This is a genomic window from Pectobacterium aquaticum (genome assembly GCF_003382565.3).
GTDB classification, from domain to species: domain Bacteria; phylum Pseudomonadota; class Gammaproteobacteria; order Enterobacterales; family Enterobacteriaceae; genus Pectobacterium; species Pectobacterium aquaticum.
Genome location: NZ_CP086253.1, coordinates 2,311,219 through 2,334,916 on the forward strand (window position 1 = coordinate 2,311,219; position 23,698 = coordinate 2,334,916).

General features: G+C 51.6%; 21 protein-coding genes. 9 read left to right on the top strand and 12 right to left on the bottom strand.

What is annotated here, in order from left to right; translation table 11 throughout:
* Positions 1 to 57 precede the first annotated feature (57 nt).
* Positions 58 to 285 carry a hypothetical protein gene (locus DMB82_RS10705; protein ID WP_102117665.1) on the bottom strand — a complete coding sequence of 76 codons (228 nt, stop codon included), beginning with the start codon at positions 283 to 285 and terminating at the stop codon, positions 58 to 60.
* 499 nt (positions 286 to 784) lie between these two features.
* Between DMB82_RS10705 and DMB82_RS10710 the strand changes: the two genes are divergently transcribed.
* Both DMB82_RS10710 and DMB82_RS10715 read left to right on the top strand, forming a co-directional pair.
* A complete protein-coding gene (locus DMB82_RS10710) occupies positions 785 to 2,170 on the top strand; it encodes a diaminobutyrate--2-oxoglutarate transaminase (RefSeq protein ID WP_029367562.1) in 1,386 nt (461 codons plus the stop codon).
* A gap of 18 nt (positions 2,171 to 2,188) precedes the next feature.
* A complete protein-coding gene (locus tag DMB82_RS10715; RefSeq protein ID WP_420892622.1) occupies positions 2,189 to 3,691 on the top strand; it encodes a pyridoxal phosphate-dependent decarboxylase family protein in 1,503 nt (500 codons plus the stop codon).
* 124 nt (positions 3,692 to 3,815) lie between these two features.
* Here DMB82_RS10715 and pptA read toward each other — a convergent pair whose 3' ends face one another.
* Positions 3,816 to 4,046 carry a tautomerase PptA gene (gene pptA / locus DMB82_RS10720; RefSeq protein WP_039519521.1) on the bottom strand — a complete coding sequence of 77 codons (231 nt, stop codon included), beginning with the start codon at positions 4,044 to 4,046 and terminating at the stop codon, positions 3,816 to 3,818.
* A 254-nt stretch (positions 4,047 to 4,300) separates the two neighbouring features.
* On the opposite strand from pptA, the gene ydfG reads away from it, so the two are divergent.
* Both ydfG and DMB82_RS10730 read left to right on the top strand, forming a co-directional pair.
* On the top strand, positions 4,301 to 5,050 hold the full coding sequence (gene ydfG, locus DMB82_RS10725) for a bifunctional NADP-dependent 3-hydroxy acid dehydrogenase/3-hydroxypropionate dehydrogenase YdfG (protein WP_102117662.1): 750 nt from the start codon (positions 4,301 to 4,303) through the stop codon (positions 5,048 to 5,050).
* Positions 5,051 to 5,331: 281 nt separating this feature from the next.
* Positions 5,332 to 5,682: a DUF1283 family protein gene (locus DMB82_RS10730; protein WP_102117661.1), complete on the top strand. Its 351-nt coding sequence runs from the start codon at positions 5,332 to 5,334 to the stop codon at positions 5,680 to 5,682.
* Positions 5,683 to 5,728: 46 nt separating this feature from the next.
* Here DMB82_RS10730 and DMB82_RS10735 read toward each other — a convergent pair whose 3' ends face one another.
* The 4 genes from DMB82_RS10735 to DMB82_RS10750 all read right to left on the bottom strand — a co-directional run bounded on the left by DMB82_RS10735 (position 5,729) and on the right by DMB82_RS10750 (position 10,413).
* Entirely contained in the window at positions 5,729 to 7,216 is a 1,488-nt protein-coding gene (locus DMB82_RS10735) for an MDR family MFS transporter (RefSeq protein ID WP_102117660.1), read from the bottom strand.
* 102 nt (positions 7,217 to 7,318) lie between these two features.
* On the bottom strand, positions 7,319 to 7,984 hold the full coding sequence (gene bioD, locus DMB82_RS10740; protein WP_102117659.1) for a dethiobiotin synthase: 666 nt from the start codon (positions 7,982 to 7,984) through the stop codon (positions 7,319 to 7,321).
* 133 nt (positions 7,985 to 8,117) lie between these two features.
* Positions 8,118 to 9,335 carry a sugar metabolism global transcriptional regulator Mlc gene (gene mlc / locus DMB82_RS10745; protein WP_102117658.1) on the bottom strand — a complete coding sequence of 406 codons (1,218 nt, stop codon included), beginning with the start codon at positions 9,333 to 9,335 and terminating at the stop codon, positions 8,118 to 8,120.
* A 181-nt stretch (positions 9,336 to 9,516) separates the two neighbouring features.
* Positions 9,517 to 10,413, bottom strand: coding sequence for a LysR family transcriptional regulator (locus DMB82_RS10750; RefSeq protein ID WP_102117657.1), 897 nt, complete (start codon positions 10,411 to 10,413; stop codon positions 9,517 to 9,519).
* A 114-nt stretch (positions 10,414 to 10,527) separates the two neighbouring features.
* On the opposite strand from DMB82_RS10750, the gene DMB82_RS10755 reads away from it, so the two are divergent.
* Positions 10,528 to 11,796, top strand: a complete 1,269-nt coding sequence (locus DMB82_RS10755) for an MFS transporter (protein ID WP_116155246.1) — start codon at positions 10,528 to 10,530, stop codon at positions 11,794 to 11,796.
* Between the two features lie 169 nt (positions 11,797 to 11,965).
* Positions 11,966 to 12,901, top strand: a complete 936-nt coding sequence (gene tus, locus DMB82_RS10760) for a DNA replication terminus site-binding protein (RefSeq protein WP_116155245.1) — start codon at positions 11,966 to 11,968, stop codon at positions 12,899 to 12,901.
* 63 nt (positions 12,902 to 12,964) lie between these two features.
* Here tus and fumC read toward each other — a convergent pair whose 3' ends face one another.
* Entirely contained in the window at positions 12,965 to 14,362 is a 1,398-nt protein-coding gene (fumC, locus tag DMB82_RS10765) for a class II fumarate hydratase (RefSeq protein ID WP_102117654.1), read from the bottom strand.
* A 239-nt stretch (positions 14,363 to 14,601) separates the two neighbouring features.
* Here fumC and manA point away from each other — a divergent pair, with 239 nt between their 5' ends.
* From manA to add, 3 genes are all read left to right on the top strand, one after another.
* Positions 14,602 to 15,774 (top strand): mannose-6-phosphate isomerase, encoded by a 1,173-nt coding sequence (gene manA, locus DMB82_RS10770; RefSeq protein ID WP_116162242.1) that lies wholly within the window; start codon positions 14,602 to 14,604, stop codon positions 15,772 to 15,774.
* Positions 15,775 to 15,862: 88 nt separating this feature from the next.
* Positions 15,863 to 17,413, top strand: coding sequence for a YdgA family protein (locus tag DMB82_RS10775; RefSeq protein WP_116162244.1), 1,551 nt, complete (start codon positions 15,863 to 15,865; stop codon positions 17,411 to 17,413).
* A gap of 220 nt (positions 17,414 to 17,633) precedes the next feature.
* The gene (gene add / locus DMB82_RS10780) at positions 17,634 to 18,650 is read left to right on the top strand and encodes an adenosine deaminase (protein WP_116162246.1); all 1,017 of its coding nucleotides are present in this window, start codon (positions 17,634 to 17,636) and stop codon (positions 18,648 to 18,650) included.
* Positions 18,651 to 18,728: 78 nt separating this feature from the next.
* Here add and DMB82_RS10785 read toward each other — a convergent pair whose 3' ends face one another.
* The 5 genes from DMB82_RS10785 to araH form a co-directional block, all read right to left on the bottom strand.
* The gene (locus DMB82_RS10785) at positions 18,729 to 19,193 is read right to left on the bottom strand and encodes an SgcJ/EcaC family oxidoreductase (protein ID WP_116162248.1); all 465 of its coding nucleotides are present in this window, start codon (positions 19,191 to 19,193) and stop codon (positions 18,729 to 18,731) included.
* A 240-nt stretch (positions 19,194 to 19,433) separates the two neighbouring features.
* Complete coding sequence (locus tag DMB82_RS10790; RefSeq protein ID WP_102117649.1) at positions 19,434 to 20,426, bottom strand: bile acid:sodium symporter family protein; 993 nt, start codon at positions 20,424 to 20,426, stop codon at positions 19,434 to 19,436.
* Positions 20,427 to 20,543: 117 nt separating this feature from the next.
* The gene (locus DMB82_RS10795) at positions 20,544 to 21,590 is read right to left on the bottom strand and encodes an oxidoreductase (protein ID WP_102117648.1); all 1,047 of its coding nucleotides are present in this window, start codon (positions 21,588 to 21,590) and stop codon (positions 20,544 to 20,546) included.
* A gap of 114 nt (positions 21,591 to 21,704) precedes the next feature.
* Positions 21,705 to 22,637 carry an arabinose operon transcriptional regulator AraC gene (araC, locus tag DMB82_RS10800; protein WP_102117647.1) on the bottom strand — a complete coding sequence of 311 codons (933 nt, stop codon included), beginning with the start codon at positions 22,635 to 22,637 and terminating at the stop codon, positions 21,705 to 21,707.
* 65 nt (positions 22,638 to 22,702) lie between these two features.
* Positions 22,703 to 23,689 (bottom strand): L-arabinose ABC transporter permease AraH, encoded by a 987-nt coding sequence (gene araH / locus DMB82_RS10805; protein ID WP_102117646.1) that lies wholly within the window; start codon positions 23,687 to 23,689, stop codon positions 22,703 to 22,705.
* Positions 23,690 to 23,698 lie beyond the last annotated feature (9 nt).

Genomic DNA, 23,698 nt, shown 5'->3' on the forward strand with positions numbered 1-23,698 from the left:
CGAAAGAAAGCCCGCATAAAGCCTGATAACAGACTTAGCGGGCTTTCTTTTTAATACTTAAATTTCAAAAACCTTACCGCCTACTGGCACGCCTTGCCCGCTCTTATAATTGCCCCGAACAACGTCTTCGGGGCGAAGATTATTAAATTGTGCATAGTTTGCGACGGCATCGTCCGTAAAACGCCCTGATTCGTCGTGGCTGACATGCGCGCTGCTCTGCTTACGGTAGTAAGTGATGGTAATGGTTTTGGGATTACTCATCTGTTGAGTCATATAAGTAGCCATTTTTCCTCCGTCTATGATTGTGAATATCGATAAATGCCACTCGGTCTGCTGTGGCATGGTCGATAATAGAACTCGACATCGGCTGTCACCAGTGATGGTATGGCATACTGCTTTTTGCCTGTGCCGTGCAAAAAATCAATCAATATTTTGATAAATAAATAATTTATTCGCTCTATATGAATAAAAAGCAGCTTTGACATAGGGCGTTTGACGGGAATTTCTCGTGTGGTTATCTGTCTTTCTATTTAATTTTCCCCAGTGTTAGGAAAGATTTTTTGCTTATTTAATAAGCATGTAAGATTGTTGTGGCATCATGATTAACAATCAATCACTCAAACAATTGATTTATATATGAAAAAATAAAAGTTTCTAAACGAAATAAATCATTGAGTCGGTGACTGAAAAACCCTATATTGGCCGCGTTTTTCTTATAGCAGTTACATGTTTAATTCATTTATTCAACTGTGGTTGCCTGCGAGCACACGGTTGTAGGAGAGATATGATGACGGATAAAGTCCGTATTGACAGTTTAGGTGCGAATTCATTAAACGGAAACAATGAAACCTATTTGGCAAGGCAAGCTGAATTTGAATCGAACGTGAGGAGTTATCCACGCAAATTGCCTCTAGCAATTGCGAAAGCTGAAGGCGTGTGGATTACCGATGTTGAGAATAATCAATATCTTGATTGTCTGGCAGGGGCGGGAACGCTGGCGCTTGGACATAACCATCCTGACGTGCTGCAAAGCATCCAACGTGTCATTACTAGCGGCTTGCCGTTACATACCCTTGATCTGACAACGCCGTTGAAAGATCAGTTCTCCGAGTATCTGCTTTCCTTACTGCCTGGTCAGGGCAAAGAGTACTGCCTCCAGTTCACGGGCCCTTCTGGCGCCGATGCTGTTGAAGCTGCGCTGAAACTGGCAAAAAAATACACCGGTCGTGCTGGTGTGATCAGCTTCTCTGGTGGCTACCACGGCATGACGCATGGTGCGCTGTCGGTAACGGGTAACCTGTCACCGAAAGAAGCGGTCGACGGTATGATGCCTGAAGTCCAGTTTATGCCTTACCCGCATCAGTACCGCTGCCCGCTGGGCATTGGCGGTGAAGCTGGCGTTAAAGCATTGACCTACTACTTTGAAAACCTGATCAACGACGTTGAGAGTGGCGTACGCAAACCCGCGGCAGTCATTCTGGAAGCGGTTCAGGGTGAAGGCGGCGTTAACCCAGCACCTGTTGAGTGGTTGCAACGCATCCGTAAAGTCACGCAGGAACACGGCATTCTGTTGATCATCGACGAAGTTCAGGCGGGTTTTGCACGTACAGGTAAATTCTTCGCCTTTGAACACGCTGGTATTGAGCCAGATATTATCGTGATGTCTAAAGCAGTGGGTGGTGGCTTGCCATTAGCTGTTCTGGGTATCAAAAAGCAGTTCGATGCCTGGGCTCCGGGTCACCATACCGGTACTTTCCGTGGTAACCAACTGGCGATGGCAACCGGCCTGACGACGCTGAAGCACCTCAAAGACAATCAGGTTGCAAACAAAGTCGCTGAGCAAGGCGAATGGCTAAAAGCCAAGCTGGCTGAGCTACAAAAACGCTATCCGGTGATCGGCCACATTCGCGGTCTGGGATTAATGATCGGGATTGAGATTGTTAAACCTAATGAAGCGCAGGATCACATGGGTTGCTACCCGGCTGACGGCGAGCTATCGGCCCTGTTGCAGAAAAAATGCTTTGAAACGGGTCTGATTCTGGAGCGCGGTGGCCGTCATGGTTGCGTTCTGCGTCTGCTGCCTTCCCTGCTGATCAGCAATGCTGAATTGGAAATCTTCCTGGATAAATTTGAAAACGCCCTGCTGTCTGCTGGCGTGAAGCCAGTCTGAGTGGAGCGAATGACCACGATGTCCCAATTAGTGGAAACAGAAGCAGTGGAAACAAAAATTAACCCGATTCTGGCCTCTTCTGCACAGAGTATCGAAGCCTATCAGGAAGCGATTACGCAGAGTAGTCAAGCCGTCATGCAGTGGCTGCAACAGCCTGAGATGTATCAGGGGAAAACCGTTGCTGAACTGCGTGAGCGCATCACGCTGGATTTTAATCCGCAGGGTCTGGGTAACCAGATCGCTATTGATCGTGCAATTGAGTACTTTTTGAAAGACAGCCTGTCGGTGCATCACCCACAGTGCGTCGCTCACCTGCACTGCCCGAGTTTGGTGGTCAGTCAGGCGGCGGAAGTCTTGATTAACGCCACGAACCAGAGCATGGACTCCTGGGATCAAAGCCCGTCAGCCACCATCATCGAGATGAAGCTGATTGAGTGGCTGCGTACTCAGGTTGGCTATCAGTCTGGTGACGCTGGCGTGTTCACCAGTGGTGGCACCCAGAGTAACCTGATGGGGTTGATGCTGGCGCGTGATGCCTTCTTTGCCCGTCAGGGACATTCGATCCAGCAAGATGGATTGGTTGGTAACCTGAAGAAAATTAAAGTGTTCTGTTCTGAAAATGCCCATTTCTCGGTGCAAAAGAACATGGCTTTGCTGGGTCTGGGTTATCAATGCGTTACGCTGGTGAAAACCGATCGCTTCGCGCGGATGGATCTGAACGATTTAGCGGAGAAAGTGGCGCTGGCCAAGGCTAACGGCGAGCAGATTCTGGCGATTGTGGCGACGGCAGGTACTACTGATGCCGGTGCGATCGATCCTCTGCGGGCGATTGCAACACTGGCGGCAGAACACCAGATTTGGGTACACGTTGATGCAGCCTGGGGCGGCGCACTGCTGCTGTCAGAGAAGTATCGCGATTATCTGGACGGCATTGAGTTGGTGGATTCCATCACGTTGGATTTCCACAAACAATTCTTCCAGACCATCAGCTGCGGCGCTTTCTTGCTGAAAGAAGCTCGCCACTATGAACTGATGCGCTATCAAGCGGCTTACCTGAACTCTGAGTTCGATGAAGCACAGGGCGTCCCTAATCTGGTGTCGAAATCATTGCAGACGACGCGTCGTTTTGATGCGCTGAAGCTGTGGATGGGTCTGGAAGCATTAGGCCAACAGCAGTATGCGGCGATCATCGATCACGGTGTTACGCTGGCGCAGCAGGTTGCGCAGTATGTGGATGGGCATGCTTCACTGGAATTGGTGATGCAGCCACAACTGGCAAGCGTACTGTTCCGTTTCCGTCCGCAACAGCTGGCGACAGCGGATGATGCGACTATCGCTTTGCTGAACCAACGCATTGGCGATGCACTGCTGGAATCAGGTCGTGCCAACGTAGGCGTCACCGAGTTTAACGGTGTGACCTGCCTGAAACTGACGTTGCTGAACCCAACTGTCAACCTGGACGATGTCAAAGTCCTGCTGGATCTGGTTGAAAGCACGGCACAGCCTCTGCTGACCGCGTAATCCCCCTGCTTTACCGCATGGTGAAAAGCCGATAACACTTAACAGGTTATCGGCTTTTTCCGTTCTACACTGCCCCTTGGAAAGTCTCAGAGTAGGCAAATTAATCTGTCAGGATGCGGGCGAATTAATACGAATATCCCGGCTTTTTCGGCAATGTATCCAACTGAGGTTTGATGAACGGGTCGTAAACGTCATCTTTCCAGCGCTCCGGCTGGATTTCGTTTAACGCGACAGAAAGCGATTCGTCGGAAGAACCGAAATGCTTCTTCAGGACCGCAGCAAGATCTTCCGCGACGGTTTTCTTCTCTTCTTCAGACAGATTTCTTGGGAAGTGTTTGACATCGATATGGGGCATGGAATGGTCCTTTTCAGTGATGAAACAGCACATTGGTTAATTAAGATAGCTAGTTAGTCACTTTTCGACAACTGGGCATTCTTCGGCATTCGCCTCTCGTTCTGAGGGGCGATTATTCCTGAACCACATCGTTGAAACCCGAGTAACGCTTGACCCATGGTGAATTGCACGGCTAAATGATGGCATGCCTTTCATTATTTATATTGGTATCAGGCACAAGCAAAATATGAAAACGGTCAGGGAGAAATAAGAGCATGATTATTTTTGTTACCGGTGCAACGGCTGGGTTTGGTGAGTCAATTACGCGTAAATTTATTAGTGCGGGCCATAAAGTGATCGCGACGGGTCGCCGTCAGGAACGGCTGGATGCGCTGAAGGCAGAACTGGGTGATGCGCTGTATCCGTTAAAACTGGATGTACGCGACCGTCAGGCGATTGAACAAGCAGTTGCCTCCCTGCCAGCCGAATGGCAGACAATTGATGTGCTGGTGAACAATGCTGGACTGGCGCTGGGTCTGGAACCTGCGCATAAAGCATCGGTAGATGATTGGGAAAACATGATCGATACCAACAACAAAGGGCTGGTGTTCATGACGCGCGCGCTGCTGCCAGCCATGGTGGAGCGTAATATCGGGCACGTTATCAACATCGGTTCTACTGCAGGAAACTGGCCATATGCAGGCGGTAACGTGTACGGTGCCAGTAAAGCGTTCGTACAGCAGTTTAGTCTTGGGTTGCGTGCCGATCTGTCTGGCACCCAAATCCGTGTAACAAATATTGAGCCGGGTCTGGTCGGTGGAACCGAGTTCTCGGCCGTACGTTTTAAAGGGAACGACGATAAAGTCAGTAAAACCTATGACAACACGACGCCGCTGACCGCCGAAGATGTGTCTGAAGCCGTTTTCTGGGTGGCCACCCTGCCAGCACACGTCAATATCAATACGTTGGAAATGATGCCGGTCAGCCAGTCTTTTGCTGGGCTAAGCATACACCGCGAAGGCTGATAACCACCAAGAACGTGCATTAAGGGCATGAATGAATGCTGTTTCATGCCCTTTTCTTTTGTCAGCGACGCCTTCAGTGCGGTGCGGTGCGGTGCGGTGCGGTTATAGTGCCGTTGAAGCGAAGGATGTATACTTCTTGTTATAGGTAACCTTCCTTTTGCACAACGCGTGGAGGTTACAGGGAACGGCGGTCGCCTTTATGTTGTCTATTGCTTGCCGTGCGCGTTATCGTTTTGCGGCACCGGCGTTTGTTTTTATCATTCGTTCTGTCAAGGTGAAACATGAACCACTACTCTTTTTCTTCTCTGATTCGGGCTCTCATCCCGCTTTCTTTGGTAATCGTTTCCGCTGCCTGGCAGCCTGCTGCACTGGCAGAGACGCGGCATATCATTGTCGATTCAGGCGACAGCGCGTTGTCAAAAGAGGCGGCGCGTCAAAGCAAAGAGCAATGGGATTCAACCCGCTCATTACGTAATAAAGTCAATAACCGCGTTGAGAAAGAATTCGATAAAACTGAGAAAGCGATTGATGGGCGTGAAAAATGCAACGCCAGCTACAACGTCAATGCTTACTGGGAAAATACCACCGATCGCTGTCTCGATCGTCGTACTGGCCGCCCCGTTACCCCCTGATTTTTTACCCACGCCTTCTGGCGTGGGGTTCCCTTTTCTTTTTCCGTTATTTTTGTCTGGTTTCAGCATGCCCCGGCCGCTGGCTTGCTGGGATCATTCTGGCGGAAAGCAGTGTGATAGCGGCGATAAGTGCCGAAACGATAAATACGCCGTGGATTGACGAGGCGACTTGCGATGCCAGCGTATCGAGCTGGTTTACGCTCAGCAGGATGCGCTTGGCCGGATCCATTAGCGTCTGGAGTGGATCGCTCACTTCCGGCAATCGCCAGTGCAGACTGATGTTTAGCGTCGCGCCAAGGATTGCCGTTCCCAATGCTGAACCCAGCATGCGGGTAAACATGGCGGAAGCTGTCGCAATGCCGCGAATGGAGTAGTCAACCGAATTTTGTATCGATACCAGGAACGTCGTGCTACTCAACCCCATTCCCGAGCCGATCAAAAATGCTGCGAGCCGCGCCCAGATGAGGTTGCTGTCCGGTTGAACAGTCAGAAGCGTTAGGCTGCCGATAAGCAGCACAATACCGCCGAGCATTGCCGTAAACCGGTAAGACGTCCACAGCATTAAGCGCCCGCTTAGCGTGCTGGCCAGTGGCCAACCAATCGACATCATCGCCAGTATGCTGCCAGCTTCCAGCGGGCTTTTACCCATTACACCCTGAATAAACGTCGGCAAAAAAGCGCTCACGCCCATCATGGCTGCTCCGACGACCAATCCGCCGAGATTGCTGGCGATAATGACCCGATTGCGCCACAGCGCCAATGGAAACAGCGGCTCCGGCGTGCGCTTTTCCTGTCGAACCAGCAGAATGCTGCCCACGGCGGAGATCGCAAGCAGCGGGATCACCCAGTAACCAAACACCTCAGCCTGTAGCAGCGCCATCAGCAAACTGGCGACGGATACAATCAGATAGAACGCCCCCATCCAGTCCAACTGATGCTGGCGTACGGCATTGATCGTTGGCAGATAACGAGCCAGCAGGAAGATGGAGAATAGCCCAATCGGCACGTTAACCCAGAAGACCAGCGCCCAGTTGAAGTGTTGTACGATAAACGCACCCAGCAGCGGGCCGATAATCGCGGAAAAGCCCCATACGCTGGACAAATAGCCCTGTATTTTCGGGCGCTCGGTCGAACTGTACACATCAGCAACAATGGTGAAGGCAATCGGCGTAATCGCGCCCGCTCCCAGCCCTTGCAAAGTGCGGAAGACGATTAGCCAGCCCATCTGCGTCGAGAATCCGCACAGAATCGATCCAAGCAGGAACACGATCATGCCAAAGAAGAATATCTTTTTGCGGCCATACAGATCGGCCAATCGGCCATAGATCGGAATACTGATTGACTGTGTCAGCAAATAGCCAGCAAAAACCCAGCCCAATAGGGAAAACCCGCCTAAATCCGCGATGATGGTCGGCAGCGCCGTGGCGACAATTGTCACTTCAATCGCGGCCGTGAACATAGCCAACATACAGGCAATTAAAATCCAATGGCGATGTGGGACAGGTGTCTGCTGCTGGTTATTCTCTGTTTTCATTATATTTTCAGGATAAGAAGAAAAACTGCCTGTGAGTATAACAGGTGGCGTGGCGGAGAAAATTTATTCCCGCAGAGAAGCGGGAATAGAAGACGAAAGAAATTAATAGCTGACGGCAGAAAGATCGATATAAGACGAGAGATCCCGCTGTTCGGCGCGCGGCAAGTAAGGCAGTTCACCCAACTGCGGTGCCGGAATTTTTTTCCGCAGAACGTGAATGATTTCTGCGTAATTCGCCAGTCCGGGGTTAATACGGTTAGCGACCCAGCCGACCAGCGGTAAACCATCGTTGATGATCGCCTGCGCCGTCAGCAGCGCATGGCTGATACAGCCCAGTTTGATGCCAACAACCAGCACAACAGGCAACTGTTCCTGCACCACCCATTCGGAATACGGACGCAGATCGTTCATGACGGTTCGCCATCCGCCCGAGCCTTCAACCACCACGATATCAGCCGTTTCACCCATGTGGCGCAGGCCTTGCGTCATCGTGCAGTAATCAATGGTTCCTTCGCTGGCGCTGATTTCATCTTCCCGCAGTGCGATAGGATTCACCATGTTATAGGGCAATTCGAGCGTGGATGCGGCCTGTAGCAGCAGTGCATCTTTATTACGCAGGCCTGCTTCCGTCTCTTCGCACCCTTTTGCTATCGGTTTGTAGCCCGCAACCGATTTGCCTGCCAGCGCCAGTTTTTGCAGTAGCGCCTTGGATACCACTGTTTTGCCAACGGCGGTATCAGTACCAGTGACAAAAATACGTTTCAACATGGGATAACTCCAGACCACCTGAATACCAAAAAACAAGCACAGCTAAAATGCTTTCCAAGCGTGAAAGTCTAGGCTATGCCTCATTCAGGCAGTTTGCGTTAGCGCAATGTTTTGTTGCTCTACGGCTTTATGGTTATCCCTGTAGCAGTTTAACCAGCAGCGATCCATTGTAGAGCGCGTCCTTGACGAGTGCGGCACCAGGCATCGTGCCCTGATTATAGAACTGGGTCGCTTCCACCTGGATGTTGTGGCTATAGGGCGGGAATGATTGCTGTTGAATACAGCCTAAAATGGCGGGGTGTAAAATACTGGCGGCTTTATTCAGGGGGGAGCCCACCAGAATTTTATCGGGATTAAAGAGATTCACCATGATGGCGACTATACGGCCTACGTTATGGCCGACATCGTTAATGATATCTTTGGCTAACTGATCGCCATTGAGCGCAGCGTCACACAGGTTCTCAACGCTAAGCGGTGAACCGTGCAGAAGCGAACTCATGGACGTATTCATGCGCTGTTGCGCCAGTTCCAGCATATTTTCCGTGCTAGCGACCGTTTCCAGACAGCCGTGATTGCCGCAGTAGCAACGTTTGCCATAGGGATCGACCTGCGTGTGCCCGATTTCGACTAGATTCCGGCTTCTCGCATGGAGGATACGACCGCCGGTAATCACACCCGCACCGACGTTATGGTCGATCACCACCTGAATCACATTTTGGCAATCGCGCGATGCGCCGTATAGCGCTTCGGCCATCGTCCAGGCGCAGATATCATGCTGCAAATACACCGGCAGCCCCGTGCGCTGTTCCAGTGCTGGACCAATCTCCATTTCTTCAACGTCATAAAATGGCATCCGGTGAATCATGCCCTTACTGGCATCAATCATGCCTGGTGCGGTAATCGCGATTGCCGTTAGCCGTTCCAACCGCTTTTGATGACGAATAAAAAACTGGTCGATTTCATTCAAAATACGATCGAGCAGCGGCTGTGGCGACGCGGCGGGAAGCGGGATTTCTTCTTCCACAACCAGCTTGCTGCTGAGATCGCGCAGCGCCAATAACAGGGTATTATGGCTGATACGTGCGGAAAGATAGTGCCAGGCCTCGGTATCCAGAATTAGGCCGATAGCGGGACGTCCTCTGCTGCCCACATCCTGATATTCAGTTTCCTGCACCAGATGAGCTTCCAGCAGTTCGCGGACGATTTTGGTAATACTGGCGGGCGCGAGCTGAGCGCGTTTAGACAGTTCGATACGTGATATCGGGCCGTATGTATCGATCAGCCGATACACTGCACCGGCATTCATTTGTTTGATTTGATCGATGTGTCCTGGTTGACCGTCGGCTATCACAAACCTAGCTCCTACTCATTCGCATTATTGCTGGCACTGCTGTTGAAAAATTTATCTTTATTATTGCGGTATGACTATTTTTCACGCTGCAAAATAAAAAAACTGCGGGTATGGTGGGGCTTTTCACTAAACTCGTCAAATATTTGATTCGTTATGTGATTTAGCGCGCATATTTTAACGATTATCCACCCAGCATCAGCGACATCAGCACTTTCGCCGCTGCACTTTGCGGCTGATGTCGCGCCGTCACCAGCCAGACTTCCGTTGTGGCGTCCTCTTCTTCCAGCAGCAAATACTTCACGCCATCGACCCGAATACGCAAGAACGACGCTGGCAAGATGGACACGCCCAATCCCGCCGATACCAGCCCGACGATGGTCATTGCCTCGCCCACTTCTTGCGTAATGTAGGGGCTGATGCCATAGCGTTTCAGCAGCGTCAGCGTGTCGTCATACAGCGCCGTTCCAACCGCGCGCGAGAAGAAAACGAACGGCTCATTCGCCAACTTTGTGATGTTGATTGCTCGCCCTGCGTCCTGCTGCGCTAACGGATGGGACTCCTGCACGACGGCAATCAGCGGTTCACGCAGCAGCAACTGATGGTCCAACGCGTCCGGCAACGGATTATTGCGCATAATGCCGATATCGAGCTTACCGTTCAGCAGCGGTTCAATTTGCTGCTTGGTGTTAAGCTCCATCATCTGAATATGCACTTCCGGGTAGGTTTGGCGAAAACGCAGCAGGCTGCTGGAGATCTTTTTGATAAACGGTGCGGACGAGGTAAAGCCGATCGTTAATTCCCCAATTTCGCCGCGTTGAATGCGGGACGCCCGCTCTGCCGCCTGATCAACCTGACTGATAATCGACCAGGCCTCTTTCAGAAACATCTCGCCTGCTGGCGTGAGCTGGACATTCCGGTTATTGCGCGCCAACAATTTCGCCCCCACCTGCTCTTCCAGAATCTGAATCTGTTGGCTCAGTGGCGGCTGGGAAATGCGTAATCGTTCTGCGGCTCGGCCAAAATGCAGCTCTTCCGCGACCGCGATAAAATAGCGAAGATGACGTAGTTCGATATTCATACTTTAAACATATCAATCATGATTATTAATATATTATACAAAATAATATCACTCTTCTATGATCCTCTCATTGTTGTTTTACGCCTGATTTACCTTTCCCGGTAAGGAATTATTGTGAGTAACCTGCCATCTTCTGCACCGAACGACTGGCCTATTTCTACGGCCGACGATGCGGATGATATTGCCCCTAAATCTTCTGGTAAAACGCCTTATATCACGCGTGGTACGCCACAATTTATGCGCGTCACGCTGGCGCTGTTTTCTGCTGGTTTAGCGACGTTTGCCCTGTTGTATTGTGTTCAGCCGCTGTTGCCGGTGCTATCTCAGGATTTCGGTATTTCGCCAGCGACCAGCAGCCTGTCGCTTTCCGTATCGACCGTGATGCTGGCGTTTGGGCTACTGTTCACCGGCCCACTCTCCGACACGATCGGTCGTAAGAATGTGATGGTTGTGTCGCTGATGCTGGCTGCAATCTGCACCGTCATTTGCGCGTTTATGACCAGTTGGAACGGCGTATTGATTATGCGGGCAATGATGGGTCTGTCGTTAAGCGGTGTCGCGGCCGTCGCCATGAGCTACTTGAGTGAAGAAATTCACCCCAGCGTGTTGGCGTTTTCAATGGGGTTATATATCAGCGGCAACTCGATTGGCGGCATGAGCGGACGTCTGGTTAGCGGCGTTTTAACGGACTATTTCCCGTGGCGGGTTGCTATCGGCACAATCGGCGTACTGGCACTCATAGCCGCGATCACGTTCTGGCGTATCCTGCCGGAATCACGCCATTTCCGACCCGGTTCGCTGCGCCCGAAAACGCTGCTGCTGAATAGCAAACTGCACTGGCGCGACGCGGGTTTGCCGCTGCTGTTCCTTGAGGGATTTTTGCTGATGGGCGCGTTCGTTACCCTGTTTAACTACATTGGGTATCGGTTGCTGGCTCCGCCTTATTTACTTAGTCAGGCGGTGGTTGGCTTACTTTCCGTGGTTTATCTCACCGGAAGCTACAGCTCGCCGAAAGCCGGTGCATTAACGGCCCGCTACGGACGCGGCCCGGTGCTGAGCATTGCGATCCTCCTGATGCTAGCGGGACTGGGTATGACGGCACTGAGCCCGCTATTCGCGATCTTTGGCGGGATGATGCTCTTTACCGCAGGTTTCTTCGCCGCTCACTCGGTAGCCAGCAGTTGGATTGGCCAACGAGCGCGGCGCGCGAAAGGTCAGGCGTCATCAATGTATCTCTTTTCTTACTATCTGGGTTCAAGTCTGGCCGGCACGCTGGGGGGGTTCTTCTGGCATTCATTCGGTTGGATGGGGATTGCCGCGTTCCTGAGCGCCCTCTTATTTCTCGCGCTGGCAGTCAGCCTGATACTCAAACGCCGCCTTTAAACCTCTTTCTTACCGGAGTTTGCCTGAATCAGGTAAACTCCGCGTTGTTTCCGCTCACACCCACGATGCCCCCCGTTAATCCTGCCCGAAATAATGACGACCACGATTGCTGAAGTGTCCATTTATCAGTATAAAGATAAGTATGTTGTAACTAAAATGAAGTTTACCTATGAATCACTACGCGCTAATCGATCGCATGAACCGTTGTTTCCAAACGTTAGAGACCAAGCTGGTTCTGATGCAACAACAGTTTGCCGAATATCGGCTGCTAGTTGGTCGCGTCTATTCCCTTCCGCATGTGGAAAAAGGAACGGAGCACGATCCTATCGAGCATATCGCCGTCACGCAGTACGTTGGACAAGAGGCGCGCGATAAAGGGCTAATGCATTTTCAGCGTCTGTTCATTCACCACTACCCGGAAACGCTCAGCAGTAAAAGCGCTATACGCTTGCCGGGCGCACTCTGCTTTTCCGTCAATGCCACCCAATATCAGCAAGCACAGTTGCTCATCGCGGAAATTAACGCATTGAAAAAAGAGCTGGAGCAGATTATTACCGTCGAATCGGGGCTAGAGCCAGAACAGCGCTTTGAGTTCGTCCACACGCATTTGAAAGGATTGATCACGCTTAGCGCTTACCGCTCGCTGACGCTCATAACCAACCCAGCGTCAGTCCGTTTTGGCTGGGCGAATAAGCACATCATTAAGAACATGACACGTGTGGAGCTACTGGAAAAATTGACCAAAAGCCTGAATGCGGCAAAAAACGCAGCACCGTATACCAAGGCGCAGTGGATTGAACATATCGAGCAGGAAATTGACGCGGTCTTGTCGCTGCCGGAAGACGCCATTTTGAAAATTAAACGCCCGGTCAAAGTCCAGCCTATCGCCCGCGTGTGGTATCCCGAACAGCAGAAACAGGTTCAGCATCCCTGCCCGTCACCCCTGCTTGTGCTTTGTCAGCAGGAATCCGGCGGCGACATCCCTATTATCGGCGAACTCAATCCTTATGACGCCAACAACATCAAGCATAAATACAAACCGAAAGCGGCCGAACTTCGCCTGCTCATTCCGCGTTTGCACCTGTATACCGATGCGCCGGAATGAAAAAGAAAAAGCCTGCGGGTAAACACCGGCAGGCTACGGGATAAAGCGCTGACTATCGCGACATTACTTTTTCAGGCTACCGACCATCTCTTCCGGTCGAACCCACGCATCAAACTGTGCTTCGGTTAGGTAGTTCAGTTTGAGCGCAGCCGCCTTCAGCGTCAGCCCTTCTTTGTGCGCTTTTTTGGCAATTTCTGCCGCTTTGTCATAGCCAATGTGCGTGTTCAGCGCCGTCACCAGCATCAGCGATTCATTCAGCAACTGATTGATGCGATCGCGATTCGGTTCGATTCCTACCGCACAGTGCTCATCGAAGCTCTTCATGCCATCAGCCAGCAGACGAATCGATTGCAGGAAGTTATGAATCACCATAGGACGATAGACGTTCAGCTCAAAGTTACCGGACGCCCCGCCGATATTCACGGCGACATCGTTGCCCATCACCTGACAGCACAGCATCGTCAGCGCTTCACACTGAGTCGGGTTGACCTTGCCTGGCATGATGGAACTGCCCGGCTCGTTTTCAGGAATGCTCAGTTCGCCGATACCACAGCGCGGGCCAGACGCCAGCCAGCGTACATCGTTGGCAATCTTCATTAACGATGCGGCCAGCCCCTTCAAAGCACCGTGCCCGTGAACCAGCGCATCACAGGTCGCCAGCGCTTCGAATTTATTCGGCGAAGTCACAAACGGCTGCCCGGTCAGTTCCGCCAGTTCCGCCGCCACGCGCACCGCATATTCGGGATGGGTGTTTAGTCCTGTTCCGACTGCGGTGCCGCCCAGCGCCAGCTCGCAAATGTGTGGCACACTGTTTTCGATATGCTTCAGGTTATGCTGCAACATCGCGGCCCAGCCGGAGATTTCCTGCCCCAACGTCAGCGGCGTGGCATCCTGTAAATGCGTACGGCCGATCTTGACGATATCCTTAAACTGCTCAGCCTTGGACGCCAGCGTGGCATGTAGCGCTTTCAATTCAGGAATCAGGTGTTCGTTGATCGCGACAACAGCGGCGACATGCATCGCCGTCGGAAAGACGTCGTTGGAACTCTGACTTTTGTTGACATCATCATTCGGATGAACCAGCCGATTGTTGCCCCGTTCTCCCCCCAGCAGTTCACTGGCGCGGTTAGCCAACACCTCGTTCATATTCATATTACTTTGCGTGCCAGATCCCGTCTGCCAGATTGCTAGCGGGAATTCCCCAGCATGCTGACCTGCCAACACTTCGTCTGCCGCCTGAATAATCGCATTTCCCCGATCGGCAGACAGAAGCGTAAGATCCATGTTGACGCGTGCTGCCGCGCGCTTGGTTTGCGCCAGTGCATAAATCAGCGCGCGGGGCATTTTCTCTTCAGAAATACGGAAGTGTTCCAGCGATCGCTGTGTCTGTGCGCCCCATAATCGTTCAGCAGGCACATCAATCGAACCCATTGAGTCTTTTTCACTACGCGTCGTGCTCATTACCTTTCCTCCTTAAAACACACATTCAACTAGTAGAAGACATCGAATCACATCGCAGGGCCTATTCTGATAACACTCACTGGCCTTATCACGCTTATTGGGCTACTAACACTGTCTGGCATCGCGCTACATAAAACATTACCATGAAGCGAAGAAGATGCAGTGTATTCATAATTACTCAAGCAATTAACAGCTAGCATCACAGAAATTAACAATTAATGTAATAGCAGGGAGCCGACATGCAAAAAATGCTCAATTGCGTCCAGCACTACGCCTGGGGCAGCAAATACGCCTTAAATGAGCTATATGGCATTGATAATCCCAGTAATTTACCGATGGCGGAGCTTTGGATGGGTGCCCATCCAAAAAGCAGTTCGGCGATTATTGATGAAAAAGGCAACACCCGCAGCCTGCGAGACGTGATTGCAGAAGACGCAACCACCCATCTTGGCGCAACGATCGCGCAACGTTTTGGCGAATTGCCCTTTTTATTTAAGGTATTGTGCGCAGAACAGCCGCTTTCCATTCAGGTTCATCCCAGTAAATCGTCGGCAGAACAAGGCTTTGCGAAAGAGAATGCCGCAGACATCCCACTCGATGCAGCCGAAAGAAATTACAAAGATGCCAATCACAAACCGGAATTGGTCTACGCATTAACGCCCTTTCAGGCCATGAATGGGTTCAGAGAATTATCTGAAATTGTGCAGTTGCTAGAGCCAGTTGCTAGCGCACATCCGTCAATCACCGCGTTTTTACAACAGCCCGACGCGAAGAATCTCGCCATGCTGTTCACCAACCTGCTGAGTATGGAAGGTGAGCAAAAATCGCGCGCGCTCGGCGTCTTGAAAGCCGCGCTAAATAGTCAAAATGAAGAGCCTTGGGCGACTATCCGCGCGATTACACAATACTACTCCGACGACAGCGGATTGTTCTCCCCGCTTCTGCTGAACGTTATTACGCTGCAACCCGGCGAAGCCATGTTCCTGTTTGCGCAAACGCCGCATGCTTATCTGAAAGGCGTGGCATTAGAAGTCATGGCGAACTCAGACAACGTGCTGCGTGCTGGGCTGACGCCGAAATACATTGATATTCCAGAGCTGCTGGATAATGTCGTGTTCGAAGCCAAACCTGCAAACCAGTTGCTGACGACGCCACACCGACAGGGTAATGAACTCAGCTTTCCGATTCCTGTTGAAGATTTCGCTTTTTCGCTGCACGAACTGAGCCAGAGCCCGCAAACGCTCAGCCAGAATAGTGCCGCCATTGTATTTTGTATTGACGGCCATGCCGTCCTGCAAAAAAATGAGCAGCGGCTCTCGCTATATCCGGGAGAATCCTGCTTCATTTCCGCCAGTGAATCACCGATAACGGTTGAGGGACAGGGGCGTCTCGCTCGCGTATTTAACCGATAACTTGTTCCATACGCTACGCTTACCTACGGGTAAGTCGCCAGCGTTTCGCGTTGAAAACGCGCATTTTTTTACTAAAGGATGAATAAAAATGAAGAAGTCGTTAGTCGCCGTAGGCGTTATTGTTGCTCTGGGTGCCATCTGGACGGGTGCATCCTGGTACACTGGCAAGCAGATGGCTCAGCAAATTGATGGTTTTACCGATACGCTGAATACCCAGCTCAAGCAAGCCTACCCGAACGCTGGCCTGAAAGTCGTCTATCGCGACTATAACGGCGGCGTATTCAGCAGCACCCTGGCCTATGTTTTACAGACAGACGGCACAGCAAAAGGTGCCCAATTCCTTGCGCCCGGTGAAGAACTTGTCTTTAACGAAACCGTGTCTCATGGGCCATTCCCGCTAGCACAGCTCAAGAAATTCAACCTCGCTCCGGCGATGGCGTCTGTCCATACCGAGTTGGTCAACACGCCAGCCGTCAAAGCCTGGTTTGAGCTGACGAAAGAGAAGCCGTTCTTTACGGCTGAAACTCGCGTCGCTTACAGCGGTGATACGCAGTCACTCGTTACGCTGGCCCCTATCGACTATCAAACGCCAGAACAGAAATTCGCTTTCAGCGGGGCGCAAGCCGTGTTGGATATCGGGCACGATCTGCGCAGCAGTAAGCTGGATACCACCATCAACAGTGTGAAGATGGAAAGGAAAAACGACTGGGGTCAAACCGAGAACGTCGATCTCACCGATTTCTCCATCAAGGGAACTAACAAAAAAGGCAAATTCGATCTTGATTTAGGCGATGGCAATCTGTCCTTTAAAACGATGACGTTTACCGTAGAAGGCGGTGAACCTGTAACGTTGAGCGGCTTCTCTCTGCAAAGCAGCGCAACGGAAGATGATAAAAATCTGGCGGGCAAACTGGCCGTAACGCTGGGATCGTTAATCATAGGTGACCGTAATCTGGGTTCTGGTAATGTGAGTATGTCCATTTCACAGCTTGACGGCGCGGGCACCAAGCAGTTAATCACCGCCTATCAGGCACAGGTGCAGAAACTGTTGCAGGATCCGACTGCTATCGATCCTGACACTTACCAGCATGACGCTGCCATGTCGGTTCTGCAATATCTACCACAGTTACTGAAAGGCAATCCGCGCGTTGAAATATCCCCGATTAGTTGGAAAAACAGTAAAGGTGAAGGGACGTTCACGCTGGCACTGGATTTAACCGATCCATTGCAGAGTGCGGATAAAGCGAACGATGCAACCCTGTCGGATGAAGAAAAAATCATTCGTCAGTCGGTCAAAAAACTCGATGCTAAACTCAACGTACCGCTGGATATGCTGACAGAGTTGATGGTACAGAGCAGCCCAAAAACCGCCAATGCTGAAGAGCAAAAACAGTTAGAGGATATGGCGAAACAGCAGGCTAACATGGTGGCCGAGATTGGTCAGGGAAACCAACTGAGCGTCACCAAAGACAACACCATTACCAGTTCACTGCACTATGCCGATGGCCAAATTGATTTCAACGGCAACAAAATAGCGCTGGCTGATTTCATCGCACCGTATTTCTCCATTCCAACGGAAGAAGGTGAAGAGTCACTGCCTGGCGCACAGGAAGAACCCGTCACACCACCGGCGCAATAATTCAGCATATCGTGTTATGTGCTAAAACATACGGTGGCCGCACTCGCCGCCACCGTTTTTAAGTTGAACGCTCGTGCTACGGGTCAGGAAAAGCAGTAACAGGTTGTTTTTGCTTAATGATTGTTCAGAATAGTGGAGTTTTGGCGCTAACTGTTGGCTATTTACCTCGATTTCTTTTTATACTTTGTCGTATGAAAAACAGTAATCAGACAATAACATTATGATTGATTCACTCCTGCCATTGACAGACATCCACCGCCATTTAGATGGTAATATCCGCGCCCAGACTATTCTGGAGCTAGGCCGCCAGTACAATATAGCGTTACCTGCCAGCGACATCGAAGCGCTCCGCCCTCACGTCCAAGTCACCAAGAATGAACCTGACTTACTGAGCTTTTTACAAAAGCTCGACTGGGGTGTAGCCGTACTCGGTTCACTGGATGCCTGCCGCCGCGTGGCTTACGAGAACGTTGAAGATGCCATGAAAGCCGGGTTGGATTACGCAGAACTGCGTTTCTCTCCCTACTATATGGCGATGAATCATAAACTGCCGATTGCTGGCGTGGTTGAAGCCGTGATCGACGGCATTACCGCGGGCAGTCGTGATTTCGCTACCGATATCCGTCTGATTGGCATCATGAGCCGGACCTTCGGCACCGAGGCCTGCCAGCAAGAGCTGGACGCTCTGTTGTCCCAGCGGGATCGCATCGTCGCGCTCGATCTGGCTGGTGATGAATTGGGTTACCCCGGTGTGCAGTTTACTTCTCATTTCCGACAAGCCCGCGATGCTGGCTGGCACATTACGGTTCACGCAGGTGAAGCGGCCGGGCCGGAAAGTATCTGGCAGGCGATTAACCATCTGGGCGCAGAGCGCATCGGGCATGGCGTAACCGCTATTATCGATCCGCGTCTGATGACGCACATGGCGGAGCATGGCATCGGCATCGAATCCTGTCTGACCTCTAACATTCAAACCAGCACTGTTGAATCACTGGATAAACATCCGCTGATCCACTTCCTGCGCTATGAAATCCCCGCTACCATCAACACGGACGATCCTGCGGTTCAGGGCATAGAGATCCGTCACGAATATGAGATCGCGGCCCCACTTGCTGGCCTGACGGCGGTAGAAACTCGCAAAGCACAGGAAAACGGCCTGAACATTGCGTTTATCAGCGAACAGGAAAAGCAGCAACTGCGCGAAAAGGTTCTGCGTAAACGCGGTGGTGCGCAGTAGTTTGTATCAACAACACATAGAAAACGGCCAACTCTTGTTAGCCGTTTAATGCGCATTTTTAAAGATAAATTATAGAGATCAGCTACTTGGGTTTGCTGAAGAGTGATGCGTGGTAATCAACCACTGTTTCTGTTTTGCGTCCCAAGCGTAAGTGTAGGTATAGCGTGCTTTGGCTACGCTACCATCACCGAATGTGAACGTGTAGGTTCCGGTATCAACCGCGTCATTACAACCGATGCGGATCGTGCTGGTATCAATCTTACCAACCGGCTTTTTCGCCAGGAAATGTTCGAAGTAATCAATACGCTCTGCGTCAGTCGTACGCGGTTGATCGGACAGCGTTGGCAGCAGCACCGCGTCTGATGCATAGTTTTTCGCAACTTTCTTCGCATCACCCGTTTGCAGCGATGCATTCCAACGGTCAAATAACGACGCAATTTCTTTTTGACTGGTTTTCACACATTCCATACTCTGTGCAGCCTGCACAGAGGCGGAAGCCAACGTCCCTAACATCGCTAAAGTTAACACCGTTTTTTTAAACATATTTCCCTCGTTCTCAAATAATCATCATCAACTGTGTCTTGCTCTATCGACAATTCCTCTCGATGAGCAACTATTGTTATAACGTAATGCAACAAAAAAGTAACACCAAAATGAAACTATCACTGTAATATATTATTTATTGTATTTCCGTCTAGTTACACGTGTTTGTTACAAATGACAACGCCCTCGGGCTGTGTAAGGCCGAGGGCGTTTTGTATGATGCCAGAAAACGATAATTTCTTACTGACGAGGCGTATCCTGTTCCTTGTTTATCCGCTTGGCATAACGCTGAGCCAGCGCGGCGCAGACCATCAGCTGGATTTGGTGGAAAATCATCAGCGGCAGCACCATCGCACCGACAGCAGCGGCAGGAAACAGCACGTTTGCCATCGGGATCCCATTCGCCAGGCTCTTCTTCGAACCGCAGAATACGATGGTGATTTCATCGGCGGTATTAAAGCCCAGCTTACGGGCAACCAGCGTATTCACCACCAGCACAATCGCTAGCAGCACGACTGAGCAGCCGACGACGGCCAGCAATGACCAGACGTTGATCTGTCCCCAAATCCCCTGCACAACAGCCTCGCTGAAAGCGACATACACCACCAAAAGAATTGATGACCGGTCAGTAATATTAATCAGCTTACGGTGACGTTCAACCCACTTGGCAATCAGCGGGCGAGACAGGTGACCAATCACGAAAGGCACCATTAACTGCATGATAATAGAGCCAATAGCGTGCAGTGTATCCGTTTCTCCCCCTTGCGTCTGCATTAGCAAACCGACCAGAATCGGCGAGAGAAACACGCCCAAAATACTGGATGCCGAGGCGCTACAAATCGCCGCTGCGACGTTGCCACCGGCCATTGAGGTATAAGCAATCGCCGACTGCACTGTCGCTGGTAGCGCACACAGATAGAGGAAACCCAGATACAAGGTCGGCGTCAGCACCACGGGCGACAACAGACTCATACCGATTCCCAGCAGCGGGAACAGAATAAACGTGCTGGCAAACACCACCAGATGCAAACGCCAGTGCCCCATACCCGCACTAATCGCTTCACGCGATAGCTTCGCACCGTGCATAAAGAACAGCAGAGCAATCGCCGCCGTGGTCAGGTGCTCAAAGAAAACCTTCACGGCGCCTTCAGCAGGAAGAACCGACGCTGTCACCACCACAAAAATCAGAACCAATAAGAATTTATCAATACGTAACCGTTGTAACCACCCCATGCCCGACACCTTTCCCCTGGCCTGTTATCAGCCGAATGAACACGCTAACAAGACGGGCGATCCTAAGATCGCCTGTTTAAACAAACCATTAACTATCTGGAATAAAACGCGGTAAATCTAGCTATTTTTCACCGTGACGGCTTTTTTCTGCTCGTGGGAAAGCAGCCCCAGCTCGATCAGTTCCATCACCTGAATCGCCTGATGCACGCTGACGGGGTTTTCGCCTTTCCCCGTCAGTGCATCGCGCACTGCCGCGTAGTAAGCCGGATAATTACCCGGAATCGTGGCGATCGTTTGCTCCGCCGTTATGCCATCGCGAGACAGCGTCAGCACACCATTGTGCTTATCCTGCCCCCAGTCGGCCAGCGGTGGGCGTTCGCCCGCTTTCAGACGATCTTCCTGTGGATCGAGACCATATTTAACAAAGCTGCCGCGCGTGCCATGCACGGTGTAGCGTGCAGACGCCGCCGCCACCAGCATGCTGGCGTGCAGGACAACCCGGCGTTGTGGGTAAATCAACGTTGAGTGGAAATAATCTGTGGCCTTACTGCCCGGCCTTAGCTGCGCCATATCCACCTGAATCGCCACCGGCAAGCCAAACAGTTCCAATGCCTGATCCAGCAAGTGTGGCCCAAGGTCGTACCAAATCCCGCTGCCTTCACTGCCGTCTTCCCGCCAGCGCTGGCGCACTTCGGGACGGAAGCGATCGAAATGCGATTCCATATACACCACATTTCCTAACGTTCCCGCCGCCAGCAGCTGTTTAAGTGTCAGAAAATCGCTGTCCCAGCGGCGGTTATGGAAAACAGAAAGCATTTTTCCGACGCGGTCGGCAATCGCACCCAGATCGTATGCTTGTGACAACGTCACGGTAAACGGTTTATCGACGACAACATGCTTGCCCGCTTCCAGCGCCTGTTTCGCCAGCGGGAAGTGCGTGTCATTAGGGGTAGGAATAACTATGAGGTCAATATCGGGATCGTTAAATAACGCCTGAGGATCTTTCTCTACTCGCAGATTGGCCCAATCTGCATGCACTTTTTCAGCACTGCTGCTGGACACAGCCACCAGCTCCATACCTGCCGTACCGGCAATTAACGGCGCGTGGAATGTCTTACTGGCATAGCCATAGCCCAGCAGCCCAACACGAACGGTCTCACTCATGACGATTCCCCTTAACTTATTTTGACTTTGTGATTTCTCACTCAGTATATACCCGCCATCCGCCAGATTGCAGAGAGGGATAACAGCAAGGGGAATCTGTCATATTTCGGAACGTTAGCCACTCACAGCGCTGGGCATCCGTTCTCCCCACACCACGGGCAGCGTTTTGGCTGCCGGATAGTTGATTTCACTGCTGCGACGGCGGAAATCGCTGGGGCTGACGCCGACCCGCTTACGGAACACGCGTGAGAAATACAGCTGATCGTCATACCCCACCACGCGACCAATGTTGGCAATAGACTCCTGTGTTGTCTGCAATAACAGCTTGGCGCGAATCACGCGCTGATCTTCACGCCAGCGCAAAATATTAATGCCCACCTGTTCACGGAACAGATGCGCCAACCGCGACGGCGACAGACAAACATGCCGCGCCACTTCGTCAATACGTAGCTCTCCAGCCAGATTGCTGGTAATAAACTGGCAGGCTTCTATCACACGCGGATCCATGATCTTCTGCGGGCTCTGTGGATCTTCCTCCATCGCGCGGAGCAATAGACGCTCCAGCAGATTCATCCCCAATTCTTCTGAAAAACGACGCCCGGAACGCTGGGTCTGCTCGATATTGGCAAACAGCCTGTCGAATTCCAGCAGCAGTTGATTATTTGGCAGGCTCATACGACCAATACCGCTACTTTTGGTATGCCATTCCAGCCAGTCAGCCCAGTAAGCGCGCGGGCGAAAATAGACCCAGCGGTGATACCAACAGTCGCTGCTCGGTGAACGACCATAAAAATGCTTCGATTTCGGCGGGAACAGCAGCAGGTCACCGGGATTACAGAAAAAGGTCTCATCGCCATCAAAGACCTGACCCTGACCTTTCATGGTGAGGTTAATGATGTAGCCTTTCATGCCATCGGGACGATCGATAAAGAAGTCGAGCGGCCCTTCTGCCAGAATCGGTGTCATACCTGCCACAAGATAAGCGTTGAACGAATATCCCGGCAGCAGCGGATTAGGCTGGGAGTCATGCGCCATACGGTGATACATCAAGCCTCCGGTACACGCGAGTAATGAGAGAACGCGGCAGAGTGATGACCCTGCCGCACGGGCATTTATACCGTTTTCTTCGCCAGCTGTTTGTAGCGGTCGAAGATAACCGCCGCAAGCAGAATCAGACCGCGCACCACATATTGGGCAAACGGCGAGATGTTCAGCAGGTTCATCGCGTTTTCTACCGTACCTAAGATCAGCACACCAGCGATGACATAAGAAATTTTACCGATCCCACCTTTCAACGACACACCGCCCAGCACGCAGGCAGAAATCACGATCAGCTCATACCCGATGGAGGTCATCGGCTGGCCGCTAGTCATACGCGATGCCAGAATGATCCCTGCTGCCGCCGATACCAGACCGGATAAGGCGAAAATGATGATCTTGGTACGTACAACGGGCACCCCGGCCAGACGCGCCGCCTCTTCATTGCCCCCAATCGCCAGCGTATTACGGCCAAAGGTGGTTTTATTCAGCAGCAGGCCAAACAGAATCATGCAGCCGATGGTGATCCAGATTGGCGCTGGCAAACCCAGCCAGTTGGCATAGCCCAGTTCGAAGAAGCGCTCATCTTCAATCCCTACCGCTTTACCATCGGAAATGATGTACGCCAGACCGCGCGCAATCTGCATCGTTGCCAGCGTCGTGATCAGCGCATTGATCTTCAAACGGGCAATCACAAACCCGTTGAGCAAACCGAACGCCACGCCCAGTAGCAGCCCGGCACCGACGCCGATCCACAGGCTTTCACTGATATTGATCACCACCGCCGTCGCCACACCAGCACAGGCAATGATTGACGCAACCGACAGGTCAAAATCACCGGAAGCCAGACAGAACAACATCCCACAGGCCACCATGCCAGACATGGAGATCGCCAGCCCCAGCCCTTTCATATTGATAAACGAGGCGAAGTTGGGGACGAAAATTGCACAACCAAAAAACAGCACGGCAAATACCACCAGCATGCCGTAGTTATCCCAAATACGGGATAATCCCGCGCCGTTTTTCTTCTTTTCTGAAGTTGCAGACGTAACCGTTGACATTATTTTACT

Bases quoted from the DNA above. Each gene is read 5' to 3' on its own strand.
- ydfG (WP_102117662.1), top strand. From the start codon at position 4,301: ATGATTATTTTTGTTACCGGTGCAACGGCTGGGTTTGGTGAGTCAATT.
- fumC (WP_102117654.1), bottom strand. From the start codon at position 14,362: ATGAGCACGACGCGTAGTGAAAAAGACTCAATGGGTTCGATTGATGTG.
- add (WP_116162246.1), top strand. From the start codon at position 17,634: ATGATTGATTCACTCCTGCCATTGACAGACATCCACCGCCATTTAGAT.
- DMB82_RS10735 (WP_102117660.1), bottom strand. From the start codon at position 7,216: ATGAAAACAGAGAATAACCAGCAGCAGACACCTGTCCCACATCGCCAT.
- manA (WP_116162242.1), top strand. From the start codon at position 14,602: ATGCAAAAAATGCTCAATTGCGTCCAGCACTACGCCTGGGGCAGCAAA.
- DMB82_RS10775 (WP_116162244.1), top strand. From the start codon at position 15,863: ATGAAGAAGTCGTTAGTCGCCGTAGGCGTTATTGTTGCTCTGGGTGCC.
- DMB82_RS10795 (WP_102117648.1), bottom strand. From the start codon at position 21,590: ATGAGTGAGACCGTTCGTGTTGGGCTGCTGGGCTATGGCTATGCCAGT.
- DMB82_RS10785 (WP_116162248.1), bottom strand. From the start codon at position 19,193: ATGTTTAAAAAAACGGTGTTAACTTTAGCGATGTTAGGGACGTTGGCT.
- DMB82_RS10730 (WP_102117661.1), top strand. From the start codon at position 5,332: ATGAACCACTACTCTTTTTCTTCTCTGATTCGGGCTCTCATCCCGCTT.
- DMB82_RS10705 (WP_102117665.1), bottom strand. From the start codon at position 285: ATGGCTACTTATATGACTCAACAGATGAGTAATCCCAAAACCATTACC.
- araH (WP_102117646.1), bottom strand. From the start codon at position 23,689: ATGTCAACGGTTACGTCTGCAACTTCAGAAAAGAAGAAAAACGGCGCG.
- bioD (WP_102117659.1), bottom strand. From the start codon at position 7,984: ATGTTGAAACGTATTTTTGTCACTGGTACTGATACCGCCGTTGGCAAA.
- DMB82_RS10710 (WP_029367562.1), top strand. From the start codon at position 785: ATGATGACGGATAAAGTCCGTATTGACAGTTTAGGTGCGAATTCATTA.
- araC (WP_102117647.1), bottom strand. From the start codon at position 22,637: ATGTATCACCGTATGGCGCATGACTCCCAGCCTAATCCGCTGCTGCCG.
- tus (WP_116155245.1), top strand. From the start codon at position 11,966: ATGAATCACTACGCGCTAATCGATCGCATGAACCGTTGTTTCCAAACG.
- DMB82_RS10790 (WP_102117649.1), bottom strand. From the start codon at position 20,426: ATGGGGTGGTTACAACGGTTACGTATTGATAAATTCTTATTGGTTCTG.
- DMB82_RS10750 (WP_102117657.1), bottom strand. From the start codon at position 10,413: ATGAATATCGAACTACGTCATCTTCGCTATTTTATCGCGGTCGCGGAA.
- DMB82_RS10715 (WP_420892622.1), top strand. From the start codon at position 2,189: ATGTCCCAATTAGTGGAAACAGAAGCAGTGGAAACAAAAATTAACCCG.
- pptA (WP_039519521.1), bottom strand. From the start codon at position 4,046: ATGCCCCATATCGATGTCAAACACTTCCCAAGAAATCTGTCTGAAGAA.